Below are 15,131 nucleotides of genomic sequence, written 5' to 3'. Positions count from 1 at the left end.
GGTGCCGCCCGGCAGGCTAGGGCGGAAAGCAACGCGCCGCACTCGAACGAGGGCGGCGCGGGTGTTGCCAGGAAGATCAGCCCTGCAGCGGAACCAGGCGCGGGGCGATCATGTTCTCGGGGCGCAGGATGTCGGCCAGGGTGGCCTCGTCCAGCAGCTGCTCCTCGCGCACCAGCTCCAGCACGCCGCGCCCGCTGTCCAGGGCGACCTTGGCGATGCGGGTGGCGTTCTCGTAGCCGATGTAGGGGTTGAGCGCGGTGATCAGGCCGATGGAGTTCTCCATCAGCGCACGGCAATGCGCCTCGTTGGCGGTGATGCCGTCGATGCACAGCTCGCGCAGCATGTCCATGGCGCGGGTCAGCAGGCGGATCGAGTCGAAGATCTTGTAGGCGATCAAGGGCTCCATCACGTTGAGCTGCAGCTGGCCGCCCTCGGCCGCCATGGTCAGCGCCAGGTCGTTGCCGATCACTTCGAAGGCCACCTGGTTGACCGCCTCGGGGATCACCGGGTTGACCTTGCCCGGCATGATGGAGCTGCCCGGCTGACGCGGCGGCAGGTTGATCTCGTTGATCCCGGTGCGCGGGCCGCTGGACAGCAGGCGCAGGTCGTTGCAGATCTTCGACAGCTTGACCGCGGTGCGCTTGAGCATGCCGGAGAACAGCACGAAGGCGCCCATGTCGCTGGTGGCCTCGATCAGGTCGGCCGCCGGCACCACCGGGTGGCCGCTGATGATGGCCAGGCGCTTGACCGCCAGGGCCTGGTATTTCGGGTCGGCGTTGATCCCGGTGCCGATGGCGGTGCCGCCCAGGTTGACCTCGGTGAGCAGGGTCGGCGCCAGCAGCTTGAGGTGCTGCAGGTCTTCGCCGAGGGTGGTGGCGAAGGCGCGGAATTCCTGGCCGAGGGTCATGGGTACGGCGTCCTGCAGCTGGGTGCGGCCCATCTTCAGCACGTGACCGAACTCCAGGCCCTTGGCGGCGAAGGACTGGATCAGCTTGTCCAGCGCGCTGAGCAGGCTGTCGTGGCCGAGCAGCAGACCGAGGCGGATGGCGGTCGGGTAGGCGTCGTTGGTCGACTGCGCCATGTTCACGTCGTTATTAGGGTGCAGGTGCTGGTACTGGCCCTTCTCAAAGCCCATGGCCTCCAACGCGATGTTCGCGATGACTTCGTTCGCGTTCATATTGGTCGAGGTGCCGGCGCCGCCCTGGATCATGTCGACCACGAACTGCTCGTGGAACTCGCCCTGGATGATGCGTGCGCAGGCGGTGCTGATCGCCGTGTGCTTGGCCGCGGACAGGTGGCCCAGCTCGCGGTTGGCGTCGGCCGAGGCCTGCTTGACCATGGCCAGGCCGATCACCAGTTTCGGGTAGTGCGACAGCGGCACGCCGGACAGGCGGAAGTTCTGCACGGCGCGCAGGGTCTGGATGCCGTAATAGGCATCGGCGGGGACTTCGAGGGTGCCGAGCAGGTCTTTTTCGACGCGAACAGATGCAGCAGAGGACATGATGGGGATGGCTCTTGGGAAATGCGGCGAGTGCCGCGATGCCCATAGACTATGGGCTCAGCCACTAGCTCGGCCAATGCCGTTGCTTGCTGCCCTATGCACAATCGGCATAATGCCGGTGTGACTGCGGGATGGCGGCAAACGTAGGGTGGGTTAGCCGCATGCTGCCATTGGCGAACATCACCTCGTTCGAGACGCGGCGTAACCCAGCATCGGCGCAACGTGATCCATCGCCTGGTGGGTTACGCGACGCACCACGGCAGCTGCGTCTGCCGAACCGAGTTCAGCGTCGCTAACCCACCCTACGCCTCGTGCAAGCCTCGGAAGCCTACGATGAACCTGGAAACCAAATGGCTGGAGGACTTTATCGTCCTGGCCGCCACCCGCAGCTTCTCCCAGGCCGCGGAAAAGCGCTTCGTCACCCAGCCGGCCTTCAGCCGACGTATCCGCAGCCTGGAAGGCATGCTCGGCCTGACCCTGGTCGACCGCTCCTGCACGCCCGTCGAACTCACCGAAGCCGGCCGGCTGTTTCTGGTCACCGCGCGCAGCCTGGTCGAACAGCTCGGCGAAGTGGTGCGCCACCTGCACAACCTGGAAGGTCAGCAGGGCGAGATGCTGTCGATTGCCGCCGCCCACTCGCTGACCCTGGGCTTCTTCCCCGAATGGATCGCCCGCCTGCGCCGCGAAGGCCTGCCACTGACCACCCGACTGGTGGCGACCAACGTCGGCGAAGCGGTGCACTCGCTGCGTGAAGGCGCCTGCGACCTGATCCTCGCCTACTACGACCCGGACGCCGCGCTGCAGATGGACCCGGAGATCTTCCCCTCGCTGCACCTGGGCACCACCTCCATGCTGCCGGTGTGTGCGGTCGACGAGGCCGGCGCGCCCCTGTTCGACCTCGACGGCGGGCAGAGCGTGCCGCTGCTGGCCTACAGCGCCGGTGCCTTCCTCGGCCGTTCGGTCAACCTGCTGCTGCGCCAGCGCGCGCTGCGCTCGACCACGGTGTACGAAACCGCCATGGCCGACAGCCTCAAGAGCATGGCCCTGCAAGGCATGGGCGTGGCCTGGGTGCCACGCCTGTCGGTCACCGCCGAACTGGCCCGTGGCGAACTGGCGATCTGCGGCGGCGAGCACTGGCAGATCCCGCTGGAAATCCGCCTGTACCGCTGCGCCCTGGTGCGCAAGGCCGCGGTGCGCCTGCTGTGGCGCAAGCTGGAGGGTGGTCTGGCCATGTAGGTGTTCGGAGGTGCGCGCGGCGCACCCTACGCCGCCGTGCAGCTCGGGCTTGCCGCGGCACCCAGTTGGCCATCGAGAAACTCCAGCACGCGCCGGGCATAGGCCTCCGGCTGGGCGACATAGGCCAGGGTATGGTCGGCGCCCGGCACATGCCAGAACTCGCACTGGGTGGCGGCGGTCAGCGCCGCGTGCAGTTGCTGGCCGTCCTCGAGCGGGGTGTGGCGATCCTCCTCGCCGTAGATCAGCAGCAGCGGCGGGCGGCCGACCAGGCGCTGCGCGGCATGCAGCGGGCGCAGGCGACGTTCGCCGGCCGGATAGAGCAGGCGGCTGAGCTGGATGCCCAGGCGCGGCAGCGGATAGGGCCGCCAGAAGTGCAGCAGGGTGGGGAAGGCCGACTCCAGCACCGCCGCCTTGAACGGATGCTGCGCCAGCGCCAGGGCGCACAGGCCCATGGCCGCGCCCATCGAGGCGCCGAGCAGCGCCACCGGCAGGTCCGGGTAGCGCGCCTGCAGCGCCTGGCCGGCGGCGAGCACGTCGAGCGGGTAGTCCATGGTGGTGGAACTGCTCTCGCCGAAGCCGTTGAGGTCGAACAGCATCACGTGATAACCGGCCGCGCGCAGCAGCTCGGCATGCCCGTGCTTGAGCCAGAAGCCCTTGGCCGCGGTGCCCATCGGGTGACACAGCAGCACCGCGCCGCGCACCTGCCCCGCGCGCGCCTCGCCCAGCAGCGCGGCCAGGCTGGCCCCCGATTCGCTGGTCAGCGACAGGCGCTGCCAACGTGCGGCATCGACCTGCTCGGGCCAGCGCCAGGGCTTCATGAAGCGCCCGAAAAAGGGTTTTTTGAAGAGCCGGTAGGCTGTATGTTTCATCGCCGCTGTTCTCCTGCCTGATGGGTCGCGGGCCGCCAGTGGCGCCCGGGTGAGGCCATGCTAGGAAGCGCAGCGGCGCCTCACCATGGGCAAAAACGACCAATAACAGGCGGATAATTCCGCCAGCGGGGCGGGAAGGATGAAGGTCACGGTGGTGATGGCCGAGCGCTGCTCGGCCACCAGCGTCTCGGCGGCGCTGGAGTTTCTCGAATGCGCCAACGTGCTGCAGCGCTTTCTCACCGGCGACCCGGCGGCGACCCCGTTCGAGGTGCACAGCGCCTCCCTCGACGGCGCCCCGGTCGAGTGCACCGGCGGCCTGCGCCTGACCCCGCAGCGGGCGCTGAGCGAGGTGCCGCACAGCGATCTGGTGATAGTGCCCGGCTTCATGTTCAACATCCTCGCCGTGCTGCCGGCCCTGGAGCCGCTGAGCGCCTGGCTGCGCGAGCGCCATGCGCAGGGCAGCTACATCGCCAGCATGTGCACCGGCGCCTTCGTCACCGCCCAGGCCGGCCTGCTCGACGGTCGCCGCGCCACCACCCACTGGATCTTCAGCGAGCAGTTCGCCCGGCGTTTTCCGCGGGTGCAGCTGCAGGCCGAACGCAGCGTCACCGACGACGGCCAGCTGCTGTGCTCGGCCGGTTCGACCACCGGCAGCGACCTGCTGCTGCACATCATCCGCCGCTTCGCCTCGCCGCAGCTGGCCATCGAGTGTTCGAAGAAGCTCCTGGTCGATAGCGCCGAGCGCCTGCAGACGCCCTACATGAGCGCCTCGTTCAACAAGGCACACCAGGACGCCGAGGTGCTCAGGGTGCAGATCTGGCTGGAGAAGCACAGCGCCGAGCGCATCGTCCTCGACGAGGTCGCCGCGCGCTTCGCCCTGAGCCCGCGCAACCTGATCCGCCGCTTCAAGGACGCCACCGGGCAGACGCCGGTGCAGTACCTGCAGAGCCTGCGCCTGGAGCGGGCCAAGCACCTGCTGGAGGCCAGCCAGGAGCACTTCGAGCGCATCACCCAGCAGGTCGGCTACGAGGACGGCAGTTCCTTCCGCCGCCTGTTCAAGGAGCGCGTCGGCCTGTCGCCGGGCGCCTACCGGCGACGCTTCAACCGCCTGGCCTGAACGCCCCGCCAGCGGGGCGCCCGGTCGCCGCTCACTTGCCCGACTTGATCGAGGTCCAGGCCCGCGTACGCACCCGCTCGATCTTCTGCGGCAGCGGCTGCACCACGTACAGCGACTTCTGCAGCTCCGGCGTCGGCGTCAGGTCGGCGTCGGCGGCAATCGCCTTGCCCACCAGCTGCATGCCCGGCACGTTGGGGTTGGGGTAGCCGAGAAAATCGCTGATCGGCGCGATCACCCCAGGCTCGAGCAGGTGGTTGATAAAGGCATGCGCCTCGTCGACGTTCTGCGCACTCTTGGGAATGGCCCAGGTGTCGAACCAGATCGGCGCGCCTTCCTTGGGCAGGCGCCAGTTGATCACCACGCCGTTGCCGGCTTCCTTGGCGCGGTTGGCGAACTGGTAGAAGCTGCCGGAATAGCCGATGGCCACGCAGATGTCGCCGTTGGCGATGTCGGTCATGTACTTGGCCGAATGGAAGTAGGCCACATAGGGACGCACCTTGAGCAGCAGCTCGGTGACCTTGTCGTAGTCGGCGGGATTGGCGCTGTTGGGGTCCAGGCCCAGGTAGTGCAGGGCGATGGGGATGATCTCGGTGGGCGAGTCGAGCATGGCCACGCCGCAGGATTTCAGCTTCTTCATGTACTCGGGCTTGAACACCAGGTCCCAGCTGTTGACCGGGGCGTCTTCGCCGAGCGCGGCCTTGACCTTGTCCGGGTTGTAGCCGAGCAGCACGGTGCCGTACATGTAGGGCACGCCGTACTGGTTGCCCGGGTCGTTCTTCTCCAGCAGGCCGAGCAGCACCGGGTCGAGGTTCTTCCAGTTGGGCAGCTTGGACTTGTCCAGCGGCATGAACACGCCGGCCCTGATCTGGGTTTCGAGGAACTGGTTGGAAGGGATCACCAGGTCATAGCCGGAGTTGCCGGTGAGCAGCTTGGCCTCCAGCGCCTCGTTGGTCTCGAAGGTGTCCCAGGTCAGCTGGATGCCGGACGCTTTCTGGAAGTCCTTGGGCACCGACGGCAGGATGTAGTCGGCCCAGTTGTACACGCGCAGCTCCTTGGCCTGCAGCGCGCCGCTGAGCAGGGTGGCGCCGCACAGGGCGACGCCGAGCAGGTGTTTGATCGTTGTCATCGTATTCACCCTTGCAGACGTTATGAAATAGAGAGGGTGGACCTGGCGCCGCCTTGCCCACCCTTGGGCGGACAGGCCGCCCTAGGCGCCCTCGAAGCCTTCCAGCACGTTGACCGCGTTGACCCCGATGGCCTCCACCGCGTAGCCGCCCTCCATGACGAACAGGGTCGGCAGGCCGAGCGCGGCGATGCGCCGGCCCATGGCCAGGTAGTCCGGGCTGTCCAGCTTGAACTGCGAGATCGGGTCTTCCAGGTAGGTGTCCACGCCGAGCGACACCACCAGCACCTCGGCACCGTACTCGGCGATGCGCCGGCAGGCGTGCTCCAGCGCCTGGTTCCACACCTCCCAGGAACTGCCCATGGGCAGCGGGTAGTTGAGGTTGCAACCCTCGCCGGCGCCCTCGCCGTGCTCGTCGGCGTAACCGAGGAAGAACGGGAATTCCTCGGCCGGGTCGCCGTGGATCGAGGCGAACAGCACGTCGCCGCGGCGGTAGAAGATGTCCTGGGTGCCGTTGCCATGGTGGTAGTCGACGTCGAGGATGGCCACCTTGCTGCGGCCCTGGTCGATAAAGGCCTGGGCGGCGATGGCGGCGTTGTTCAGGTAACAGTAGCCGCCCATCAGGTCACCGGCGGCGTGGTGGCCCGGCGGCCGGCACAGGGCGAAGGCGCTGCGCGCGCCGTTGGCGATCTCGGCCTGGGCACTGAGCGCCACCTGCGCGGCGCTGTAGGCGGCCTGCCAGGTGCCGGCGGTGATCGGCGCGCCGCCGTCGAAGCTGTAGTAGCCGAGCTGGCCGTGCAGGTCGTTGGGGGTGATCCGGCGCAGGGTGCGCGCCGGCCAGGTGAAGGGCAGCAGGTCGCCCTGGCCGCCCTGTTCCTGCCAGCGCGCCCAGGCACCCTGGAAGAAGTCCAGGTAGGCCTTGCTGTGGATGCGCTCGATGGGCGCCAGGCCGAAGTCCTTGGGCGCGCGGACGTCGCCGAGCTGGCGATTCTTCACGCGGGCCAGAATATGGTCGGCGCGCTGCGGCTTCTCGAAGCAGGGCATCAGCTGGCCGTCGATCAGCTCGCACTTGCCGTGGTGCAGGTGGTGGTCGTCGCTGTAGTAGGTGAGCATGCGAGGCGGCTCCGGGCTTGTTGTTGTGCCGCAATTGTTCGCCCGCCGCGCCCCGGCGGAAAACGCTGGCAACGGCCAAAAGGGGATCGAAATGGCCAAACTGCGCTGGCCCTGCCGTCGTAGCCCGGATGCAATCCGGGAATGCCTGACACCCTGTCCCCGGATTGCGGCCAGGGTGCGCCATGCGCGCCGATTGGTTCCAGGTGGATGACGCTCTTCTCATCCACCTTCCTTCACATGGCCCTGGTGGATGGATAAAGCGCCATCCACCCTACGCGCGAAAGCGACTCGGCGGCACGCCGCTCCAGCGCTGGAAGGCATGACGAAAGCTGGCGGTCTCGCTGAAGCCGAGCGCCTCGGCGATGCGGTACACCGGCCAGTCCTGCTGGCCGAGCAGGGCCTTGGCGCGCTCGAAGCGCAGTTCGTCGAGCAGGCCCTGGTAGCTGGTACCCAGCTCCTGCAGGTGGCGGCGCAGGGTGCGCGGCGAGCAGTGCAGCTGCTGCGCCAGCGCCTCCAGCCCCGGCGGCGCGGCCAGCTGCGCGGCGAGCGCCTGGCGCACCCGCTCCAGCCAGGCCTGACGGCTGGTGAATTCGGCGTTCTGCCGGCGGCAGCGCTCGACCACCTCGCAGTGGGTCACCGGGTCGGCCAGCGGCAGGCGCCGAGTCAGCAGTTCGGCGGGAAAGGCGAAGGCATTGCGCGCAGCGTCGAAGCCCAGCGGGCAGTCGAAGCTCAGCTCGTAGCGCGCCACATAGGCCGGCCTGGCATGGCGGAACTCGGCGCGGGCCAGCGGCAGCGGCCGGCCGAGCAGCTCGTCGCCGATCAGCTTGAGCGAGGCCAGGCACATCTCCACGTTGAACACCTCCAGTTCGGCGGCGTCGCGGTAGTCGCCGGCGCTGACCCAGGCCAGGCCGTCCGCCACCTGCAGTTGCAGGTCGAAGTAGGTGCCGAGCAGCGCCGGGTACTGCAGCAGCAGGCGCCAGGCGTCACCAAAGGTGGCAGCCGAGAGCGCGGCGTAACCGAGCAGACCGTAGGACGACACATGCAGGCTGCGCCCCAGCTCCAGGCCGAGGTCGGCGCGCAGGGCCAGGGCATTGGCGCACACCTGCAGCTCCTGCACCCGGGTGATGCGCGCCTCGCCATTGCCCGGCTCGTCCGCGGCGATGCCGCTGCCTTCGAGCAGCCGGGGGATCAGCTCGGGCTGCGCGGCGAAGCGTTGCAGGATCAGGGCGACCACGTGCAGGGTGGTCAGGTGGGCGTGCAGCATGGGGTCTTCCGTCTTCGCAGGTCAGCGAAAGAACGCAAGAAGCATGCCGCGGTATGGTGGGCCTTACCCGCCAGAGGCGATCAACGGTTGCGCAGAATCGCGTTGATGAAGTCGCCCTGGTTCGGCTCGTCCTTGCGCGTGGTGAACAGCAGCTGGCCGTTTTCCTCGCGCAGCTTCATCGCCTCGCCGAAGCGGCACTCGACGCCCTTGATGCTGCGCGCCTCGGCCTTGTACGGCGCGGCACGCTCGCACAGGTAGGCGATCTGCCTGACCACCTCGCCGCAGAAGTGCGGCACGCTCAGGCTCATCAACCGCTCGTCGTCGATGGCGTTCCAGTCCACCCGGGTCGCCAGCGGCGTGTCGCAGGCCTGCGAGGCCTCGCGGTCCATCTGCTGCAGGCGCTGGCTGTAGTCCTGCAGGCGCTTCTTGCGGTCGAAGGCGGCGAAGCGCGCCTGCAGTCCGGCCCTTTCCTGGCGCTGGTAGAGCGCCAGCAGCTCGTCGAGGTTCAGCGCCTGGGTCTGCGCCTGGTCGTAGCCCAGCTCGAAACCCGGGGTGTCCGGCAGGTTGAGCTGATAGCTCTCGCCGCCCCAGGCACGGCGGCGGTTGAGCAGGTTGTAGTCGCGGCCGTCGAGGCGGATGGCGAAGTCGCTCTGCTCGTGGCCCAGCTCGCGCACCTGGGTGAGGAACACCACCTCGTCGAGCGGATGATTGATGCCCCTGACCTGTACCAGGGCCTGCCGGCCGTCGGCGCTGGGGGCGAGGATCAGGCTGACGCCCTGGCCGGCGTCGAACGCCTGCGGATGCTTGGCCAGCTCCAGGGCGGCGACCTGCAGCGAGCACAGCGCCAGGGCGACGAACGAAACAGGCTGCTTCATGGCGATACGTCCTTGTACGGGTGAAGAGTACGCAGTATAGACCGCGGCGCCGCCGCGGTCGGCGCAGGCTAGAACTGCAGCACCACCCGCCCCTCGATCTGGCCGCCGCGCTTGCGCGCGAAGATGGCGTTGATATCGTCCAGCCTGTCAGCCTGCACCGTGGCCTTGACCAGGCCCTCTCCGGCGAAGTCCAGCGCCTCCTGCAGATCGGCCCGGGTGCCGACGATGGAGGCGGTGATGCCGATGGCCTTGAGCACCACGTCGAAGATCGGCGCGGGGAAGTCGCCCGGCGGGGCACGCCGGCATTGCTGCAGAGCAAGGTTCGGGTGGCTTTTCCCCGCTGCCACAGCTTGCATGACAAACGGTCATGGCCAGTGCCCGCCAGCCGCGGCTTTGCGTTATACTGCGCGGCCTTCGGCCGGCTGCACCCGGCCACCTGTCGCTCACAAGCCACGCCGGTTCTCCCGCGTGGCTTGTTGGTTTTTGACGCGCCGACCGGCGCCGATAGTTAACGCGCCGCAAGGCGCCGATATTTGCCGCGCCGCAAGGCGCCCGATAGAGAGGCACGACGATGAGCGCACTGGTTGGCGTGATCATGGGCTCCAAGTCCGATTGGTCCACCCTTAGCCACACCGCCGAGATGCTGGACAAGCTGGGCATCCCCTACGAGGTCAAGGTGGTCTCCGCCCACCGCACCCCGGACCTGCTGTTCCAGTACGCCGAACAGGCCGAGGAACGCGGCATCCAGGTGATCATCGCCGGCGCCGGCGGCGCCGCCCACCTGCCGGGCATGTGCGCGGCCAAGACCCACCTGCCGGTGCTCGGCGTGCCGGTGCAGTCGTCGATGCTCTCGGGCGTCGACTCGCTGCTGTCGATCGTGCAGATGCCGGCCGGCATCCCGGTCGCCACCCTGGCCATCGGCAAGGCCGGCGCGGTCAACGCCGCCCTGCTCGCCGCCAGCATCCTCGGCCACCAGCACCCGCAGTTCCACGCGGCGCTCAAGCAGTTCCGCGACGAGCAGACCGAGACCGTGCTGAGCAACCCGGACCCGCGCGAGGCCTGATGCGATGAAGATCGGAGTAATAGGCGGCGGCCAGCTGGGCCGCATGCTGGCCCTGGCCGGCACCCCGCTGGGGATGAACTTCGCCTTCCTCGACCCGGCGCCGGACGCCTGCGCCCAGGCCCTCGGCGAACATATCCGCGCCGACTACGGCGACCAGGATCATCTGCGCCAGCTGGCCGACGAGGTCGACCTGGTCACCTTCGAGTTCGAAAGCGTGCCGGCCGAGACCGTGGCCTTCCTCTCCCAGTTCGTGCCGGTCTACCCCTCGGCCGAGGCGCTGCGCATCGCCCGCGACCGCTGGTTCGAAAAATCCATGTTCAAGGACCTGGGCATCCCCACGCCGGACTTCGCCGATATCCAGTCGCAGGCCGACCTGGATGCCGCGGTGGCCGCCATCGGTCTGCCGGCGGTGCTCAAGACCCGCACCCTGGGCTACGACGGCAAGGGCCAGAAGGTCCTGCGCAAGCCCGAGGACGTGGTCGGCGCCTTCGCCGAACTGGGCAGCGTGCCGTGCATCCTCGAGGGCTTCGTACCCTTCACCGGCGAGGTGTCGCTGATCGCCGTGCGCGCCCGCGACGGCGAGACGCGCTTCTACCCGCTGGTGCACAACCGCCACGACAGCGGCATCCTCGCCCTCTCCGTGGCCAGCAGCGCGCATCCGCTGCAGGCGCTGGCCGAGGACTACGTCGGCCGCGTGCTGGAGAAACTCGACTACGTCGGCGTGCTGGCCTTCGAGTTCTTCGAGGTGGACGGCGGCCTCAAGGCCAACGAGATCGCCCCGCGCGTGCACAACTCCGGGCACTGGACCATCGAAGGCGCCGAGTGCAGCCAGTTCGAGAACCACCTGCGAGCCGTCGCCGGCCTGCCGCTGGGCTCCACCGCCAAGCTGGGCGAGAGCGCCATGCTCAACTTCATCGGCACGGTACCGGCGGTGAGCGACGTGGTGGCGATCAAGGACTGCCATCTGCACCACTACGGCAAGGCGTTCAAGGTCGGCCGCAAGGTTGGCCACGCCACCCTGCGCAGCGCCGACCGCGCCAGTCTCGACACCGGCATAGCGGCCGTCGAAGCGCTGATCGCCAAGGGCTGAAACGGCGATTGGCGACTAAGCTCTTGGACGACGGCCGTCGTCCAAGAGCCCCCTCCATGAAGCGCCTGCTCGCCCTGCTGCCCCTGCTGTTCGCCATGACCGGCGTCGCTGCACAGGAGGTGCTGCGCGTCGATTTCCGCGAACGCCCGCCGGAGATGCGCGCCGTCGACGGCCTGCCCAGCGGCCCGCTGATCAGCGTGCTGGAAACCGCCGCACAACGCCTCGGCGTGCGCCTGCACTGGCGCCAGGCGCCCTTCCTGCGCAGCCTCGACGACCTGCGCTCGGGGCGCGTCGACCTCGTACCGCGGGTGCTGCTCACCGAGCAGCGCCGCGCCTATATCCACTACCTGCCGAGCATTGGCAGCCAGCGCCTGAACGTGCGCTTTATCGTCCGCCCGGGACGCGAAGCCGAACTGGCGCGCTACGCCGACCTGTACCAGCAGAACCTGGGGGTCAAACGCGGCACCGCCTATTTCGAGCCGTTCGACAGCGACGACCGACTCGGTCGCGTCTACGCCAGCGACGACGCGCAGCTCGCGGCGATGTTCCGCGCCGGCCGCCTGGACGCCCTGGCCATTCTCGACCCGGCGGCCATCGAGGCGCAGTTCGCCGCGATGAAGTTCCGCGACTACAGCTACGCGCAGTACGCCCACGAACAGCTGCTCGGCAACCACTTCGGTGCCTCGCTCAAGCGCTACCACAGCGACCACCGCGCCCTCTACGAACGCCTGGGCGAGGAACTCCAGCGCATGCGCGAGCAGGGCGAAGTCAGCCTGATCTACCACCGTTACGGCGTACCGGCGCCGGACATGGCGAACTGACAGCGCCTCGCGCCTGTCTCATGCAACGTCTGCCGCACGCGCGGCGCCCCTCAAGGAGAAACGCCACATGGGTATCATCGGCACCATCTTCATCGGCCTGATCGTCGGCCTGATCGCCCGCTTCCTCAAGCCGGGCGACGACAGCATGGGCTGGATCATGACCATCCTGCTCGGCATCGGCGGCTCCATCGCCGCCACCTACGGCGGCCAGGCGCTGGGCATTTACCAGGCCGGCCAGGCGGCCGGTTTCGTCGGCGCGGTGATCGGCGCCGTCGTTCTGCTGATAATCTACGGCGCCATCAAGAAGGGCTAAGCGCTCCTCTGCAGGAGCCGGTTGGCCGGCGATGTTGCCGTCAACAATCGCCCGCTTGGCCGGCTCTGGCTTTTCCGCCGTCACGAGACTCCACCCACCATGCGCCACCTGCTGCTCGCCCTACTGCTGCTCACCGGCCTGGCCCACGCCGAACTGCCGGAAACCGACTGGCTCGACCTGATGCCTCCCGAGGACCGCCAGGCCCTCGAAGAAATGCCCGAACTCCAGCACCAGGGCCCGGAGGGCGACAGCACCTTCTACGCCCCGGGCGGCCTGCGCCAGCAGGAGCAGAACCTGCCGGCGGTGATGTACTCGAGCAAAACCGTGGCCGAGCTGGACGGCAAGGCCCTGCGCCTGGGCGGCTACCCGGTGCCGCTGGAGAACGACGAGCAGGGCAACAGCACCCTGTTCTTCCTCGTGCCCTACCCCGGCGCCTGCATCCATGTCCCGCCACCGCCGCCCAACCAGCTGGTGCTGGTGCGCTACCCCAAGGGCATCCCGCTCGAGGACATCTATGCCCCGCTGTGGGTCAGCGGCACGCTGAAGGTGGAACAGGTCAGCAACGACCTGGCCGACGCCGCCTACGCCATGGACGCGGGCGAAGTACGCCTGGTGACCGACGAAGACCTCTACTGATCGCCCCGGAGCCCGCGCATGCGAGCCGTCGCAAACCGCGCAGTGGGCTCGCCTGACTGTCACGGACAGGGGGTCGGCCTCCCATGCGGCTCGGCCTCCGTTGCGCGTCGTCGATTCGCCATGCAACCGCCATCACTCGGTCATCCTGCCGACATACGCCTGTCCCATCCTGCTCCCTCCAACCAGACAGGGAGCCTTCCATGCACAAGTCAGTTCTCGCCGCCGGCCTGCTCGCCTGCGGCCTGGCCCAAGCCGCCGCCTCGCCCAAAGCCATCCAGCTGACGCCGCTCGGCAGTTACACCAGCGGCCTGTTCGGCCAGTCGGCAGCGGAGATCGTCGCCCACGACCCGGCCAGCCAGCGGCTGTTCGTGGTCAACGCCGCCAGCGGCCTGATCGACGTGCTGGACATACGCGAGCCGAGCCGGCCCACATTACTGTTCAACCTCGACCTGTCTGCCCATGGCGGGGCGGTGAACAGCGTCGCGGTGCGCGGCGGGCTGATCGCCGCAGCGGTGGAGAATCGGGTGAAGACCGAGCCCGGTCGCGCCGTGTTCCTCAATCGCGACGGCCAGGTACTGGCCTCGGTGCAGGTCGGTGCCCTGCCGGACATGCTCGTCTTCACTCCGGACGGCAAACACCTGCTGGTAGCCAACGAGGGCGAACCGAGCGACGACTACCTGACCGATCCGGAAGGCTCGGTGAGCATCGTCGAGCTGCCGAAGGACATCGCCAAACTGACCCAGGCCCAGGTCCGTACCGCCGACTTCCGCGCCTTCTCCCGCGCCGACCTGGACCCGTCGGTGCGCATCTTCGGCCCCAATGCCAGTGTCGCCCAGGACCTGGAGCCGGAGTACATCAGCGTCGCCCACGACTCCAGAACCGCCTGGGTGACCCTGCAGGAAAACAACGCGGTGGCCGTGCTGGATATCAAGCGCGGTCAGTTCAAGGCCATTCACGGGCTTGGCCTGAAAGATCACAGTCTGACCGGTAACGAGCTGGACGCCAGCGACCGCGACAACCAGATCAATATCCGCACCTGGCCGGTGCTGGGCATGTACCAGCCCGACGCCATCGCCAGCTACCAGTACCGCGGGCGCACCTACCTGGTCACCGCCAACGAGGGCGACGCGCGCGACTACCCCGGATTCAGCGAAGAGGTGCGCCTGGGCAGCGCCAACTACCCGCTCAGTCCGCTGCACTTCCCGGATGCCGCCAACCTCAAGCAAAACGCCAACCTTGGCCGCCTGACCGTCTCCAGCGCCAGCGGCTACAACCCGGACAGCGGCCACTACGAAGCCATCCACGCCTTTGGTGGGCGCTCCTTCTCGATCTGGAGCGAAGACCTCACCCAGGTCTACGACAGCGGCGCCGACTTCGAGCGCATCACCGCCGCGGCCAATCCGCAGTTCTTCAACGCCGACCACGCCAGCAACAGCTTCGACAACCGCAGCGACAACAAGGGCCCGGAGCCGGAGGGGGTGACCCTGGCCAAGCTGTGGGGCAAGACCTACGCCTTCATCGGCCTGGAGCGCATCGGCGGGGTGATGGTCTATGACATCAGCCAGCCGCAGGCGCCGCAGTTCGTGCAGTACTTCAACAATCGCGACTTCGCCACCACCCCGGGCAGCGCCACCGCGGGCGACCTGGGTCCCGAGGGGCTGATGGTGATCGAAGCCGAGCACAGCCCGATCGGCGTGCCACTGCTGGTGGTGGGCAACGAAGTCAGCGGCACCACCAGTTTGTTCCGTATCGATCGCCAGCATCGCTGAACGGAGCCGGCGGCAGAGAAAAGGCCGGGGGACGTGTCTGGCCTTTTCGATTCACGGAGGACCGTTTGCCCTCTACTGACGTCAGACCGGCTAATGGGCGTCCCCTTTTTCTCCAGGCAGCATTCCTCGCCGACATCAACCGCATGCCTAGCGTCATCGCCACCCCTGTCGCCCTGCTGAAGATGCGCGACTACAACTACCGCATCCTCCTCGACCGCGACACGCGGCTGGCGAGGGCGAAGTGCTGTGGTTGCAGTTGCAAGATGGGCGCTTGGTGGCGGCAGCGGGCATTCAAGGAGGCCGGTGCGCTGGAGCAGGCATTGGCCGCAGAGCGGCCCTGA

At 67.9% G+C, this 15,131-nt stretch carries 14 protein-coding genes and 2 pseudogenes; 9 read left to right on the top strand and 7 right to left on the bottom strand.

Translation table 11 applies throughout. From position 1 onward, the window contains the following. Positions 1-76 precede the first annotated feature (76 nt). Positions 77-1,501: an aspartate ammonia-lyase gene (locus tag AC1G9C_RS00445; protein WP_021442072.1), complete on the bottom strand. Its 1,425-nt coding sequence runs from the start codon at positions 1,499-1,501 to the stop codon at positions 77-79. A gap of 333 nt (positions 1,502-1,834) precedes the next feature. Between AC1G9C_RS00445 and AC1G9C_RS00440 the strand changes: the two genes are divergently transcribed. Further along, entirely contained in the window at positions 1,835-2,737 is a 903-nt protein-coding gene (locus tag AC1G9C_RS00440; protein WP_480409164.1) for a LysR substrate-binding domain-containing protein, read from the top strand. Between the two features lie 26 nt (positions 2,738-2,763). Here the strand turns inward: AC1G9C_RS00440 and AC1G9C_RS00435 are convergent, their stop codons facing one another. Then, entirely contained in the window at positions 2,764-3,606 is an 843-nt protein-coding gene (locus AC1G9C_RS00435; RefSeq protein WP_480409163.1) for an alpha/beta hydrolase family protein, read from the bottom strand. 139 nt (positions 3,607-3,745) lie between these two features. Here AC1G9C_RS00435 and AC1G9C_RS00430 point away from each other — a divergent pair, with 139 nt between their 5' ends. Further along, complete coding sequence (locus AC1G9C_RS00430) at positions 3,746-4,723, top strand: GlxA family transcriptional regulator (protein ID WP_480409162.1); 978 nt, start codon at positions 3,746-3,748, stop codon at positions 4,721-4,723. 31 nt (positions 4,724-4,754) lie between these two features. Here AC1G9C_RS00430 and AC1G9C_RS00425 read toward each other — a convergent pair whose 3' ends face one another. The 5 genes and pseudogenes from AC1G9C_RS00425 to AC1G9C_RS00405 all read right to left on the bottom strand — a co-directional run. Next, positions 4,755-5,849 carry a polyamine ABC transporter substrate-binding protein gene (locus AC1G9C_RS00425; protein ID WP_480409161.1) on the bottom strand — a complete coding sequence of 365 codons (1,095 nt, stop codon included), beginning with the start codon at positions 5,847-5,849 and terminating at the stop codon, positions 4,755-4,757. Between the two features lie 81 nt (positions 5,850-5,930). Then, entirely contained in the window at positions 5,931-6,959 is a 1,029-nt protein-coding gene (locus tag AC1G9C_RS00420) for a histone deacetylase family protein (RefSeq protein WP_480409160.1), read from the bottom strand. 271 nt (positions 6,960-7,230) lie between these two features. Then, positions 7,231-8,223, bottom strand: a complete 993-nt coding sequence (locus tag AC1G9C_RS00415; protein WP_480409159.1) for an AraC family transcriptional regulator — start codon at positions 8,221-8,223, stop codon at positions 7,231-7,233. 80 nt (positions 8,224-8,303) lie between these two features. Further along, a complete protein-coding gene (locus tag AC1G9C_RS00410) occupies positions 8,304-9,098 on the bottom strand; it encodes a hypothetical protein (RefSeq protein WP_480409158.1) in 795 nt (264 codons plus the stop codon). A 68-nt stretch (positions 9,099-9,166) separates the two neighbouring features. Then, positions 9,167-9,391: pseudogene (locus tag AC1G9C_RS00405) on the bottom strand (zinc-dependent alcohol dehydrogenase); the annotation flags it as partial. 278 nt (positions 9,392-9,669) lie between these two features. Here AC1G9C_RS00405 and purE point away from each other — a divergent pair. The 7 genes and pseudogenes from purE to AC1G9C_RS00370 form a co-directional block, all read left to right on the top strand. Further along, entirely contained in the window at positions 9,670-10,161 is a 492-nt protein-coding gene (purE, locus tag AC1G9C_RS00400; RefSeq protein ID WP_021444079.1) for a 5-(carboxyamino)imidazole ribonucleotide mutase, read from the top strand. A 4-nt stretch (positions 10,162-10,165) separates the two neighbouring features. Then, complete coding sequence (locus AC1G9C_RS00395) at positions 10,166-11,251, top strand: 5-(carboxyamino)imidazole ribonucleotide synthase (RefSeq protein WP_480409157.1); 1,086 nt, start codon at positions 10,166-10,168, stop codon at positions 11,249-11,251. Between the two features lie 56 nt (positions 11,252-11,307). Next, positions 11,308-12,072: a substrate-binding periplasmic protein gene (locus tag AC1G9C_RS00390; protein ID WP_397498069.1), complete on the top strand. Its 765-nt coding sequence runs from the start codon at positions 11,308-11,310 to the stop codon at positions 12,070-12,072. Between the two features lie 67 nt (positions 12,073-12,139). Beyond that, positions 12,140-12,385 (top strand): GlsB/YeaQ/YmgE family stress response membrane protein, encoded by a 246-nt coding sequence (locus AC1G9C_RS00385; protein ID WP_021444076.1) that lies wholly within the window; start codon positions 12,140-12,142, stop codon positions 12,383-12,385. A gap of 99 nt (positions 12,386-12,484) precedes the next feature. Then, positions 12,485-13,021 (top strand): DUF3299 domain-containing protein, encoded by a 537-nt coding sequence (locus AC1G9C_RS00380; RefSeq protein ID WP_021444075.1) that lies wholly within the window; start codon positions 12,485-12,487, stop codon positions 13,019-13,021. A 200-nt stretch (positions 13,022-13,221) separates the two neighbouring features. After that, on the top strand, positions 13,222-14,790 hold the full coding sequence (locus tag AC1G9C_RS00375; RefSeq protein ID WP_480409156.1) for a choice-of-anchor I family protein: 1,569 nt from the start codon (positions 13,222-13,224) through the stop codon (positions 14,788-14,790). Positions 14,791-14,906: 116 nt separating this feature from the next. Continuing rightward, positions 14,907-15,131: pseudogene (locus AC1G9C_RS00370) on the top strand (FAD/FMN-containing dehydrogenase); the annotation flags it as partial.

The organism is Pseudomonas sp. ABa2 (assembly GCF_056676075.1).
The sequence above is the reverse complement of the archived record's forward strand: the minus strand, read 5'-3'. Positions and strand labels throughout refer to the sequence as shown.

What these genes read in the sequence shown, in the direction of transcription:
- AC1G9C_RS00445 (WP_021442072.1), bottom strand. Translation starts at nt 1,501, where the DNA reads ATGTCCTCTGCTGCATCTGTTCGCGTCGAAAAAGACCTGCTCGGCACC.
- AC1G9C_RS00440 (WP_480409164.1), top strand. Translation starts at nt 1,835, where the DNA reads ATGAACCTGGAAACCAAATGGCTGGAGGACTTTATCGTCCTGGCCGCC.
- AC1G9C_RS00435 (WP_480409163.1), bottom strand. Translation starts at nt 3,606, where the DNA reads ATGAAACATACAGCCTACCGGCTCTTCAAAAAACCCTTTTTCGGGCGC.
- AC1G9C_RS00430 (WP_480409162.1), top strand. Translation starts at nt 3,746, where the DNA reads ATGAAGGTCACGGTGGTGATGGCCGAGCGCTGCTCGGCCACCAGCGTC.
- AC1G9C_RS00425 (WP_480409161.1), bottom strand. Translation starts at nt 5,849, where the DNA reads ATGACAACGATCAAACACCTGCTCGGCGTCGCCCTGTGCGGCGCCACC.
- AC1G9C_RS00420 (WP_480409160.1), bottom strand. Translation starts at nt 6,959, where the DNA reads ATGCTCACCTACTACAGCGACGACCACCACCTGCACCACGGCAAGTGC.
- AC1G9C_RS00415 (WP_480409159.1), bottom strand. Translation starts at nt 8,223, where the DNA reads ATGCTGCACGCCCACCTGACCACCCTGCACGTGGTCGCCCTGATCCTG.
- AC1G9C_RS00410 (WP_480409158.1), bottom strand. Translation starts at nt 9,098, where the DNA reads ATGAAGCAGCCTGTTTCGTTCGTCGCCCTGGCGCTGTGCTCGCTGCAG.
- purE (WP_021444079.1), top strand. Translation starts at nt 9,670, where the DNA reads ATGAGCGCACTGGTTGGCGTGATCATGGGCTCCAAGTCCGATTGGTCC.
- AC1G9C_RS00395 (WP_480409157.1), top strand. Translation starts at nt 10,166, where the DNA reads ATGAAGATCGGAGTAATAGGCGGCGGCCAGCTGGGCCGCATGCTGGCC.
- AC1G9C_RS00390 (WP_397498069.1), top strand. Translation starts at nt 11,308, where the DNA reads ATGAAGCGCCTGCTCGCCCTGCTGCCCCTGCTGTTCGCCATGACCGGC.
- AC1G9C_RS00385 (WP_021444076.1), top strand. Translation starts at nt 12,140, where the DNA reads ATGGGTATCATCGGCACCATCTTCATCGGCCTGATCGTCGGCCTGATC.
- AC1G9C_RS00380 (WP_021444075.1), top strand. Translation starts at nt 12,485, where the DNA reads ATGCGCCACCTGCTGCTCGCCCTACTGCTGCTCACCGGCCTGGCCCAC.
- AC1G9C_RS00375 (WP_480409156.1), top strand. Translation starts at nt 13,222, where the DNA reads ATGCACAAGTCAGTTCTCGCCGCCGGCCTGCTCGCCTGCGGCCTGGCC.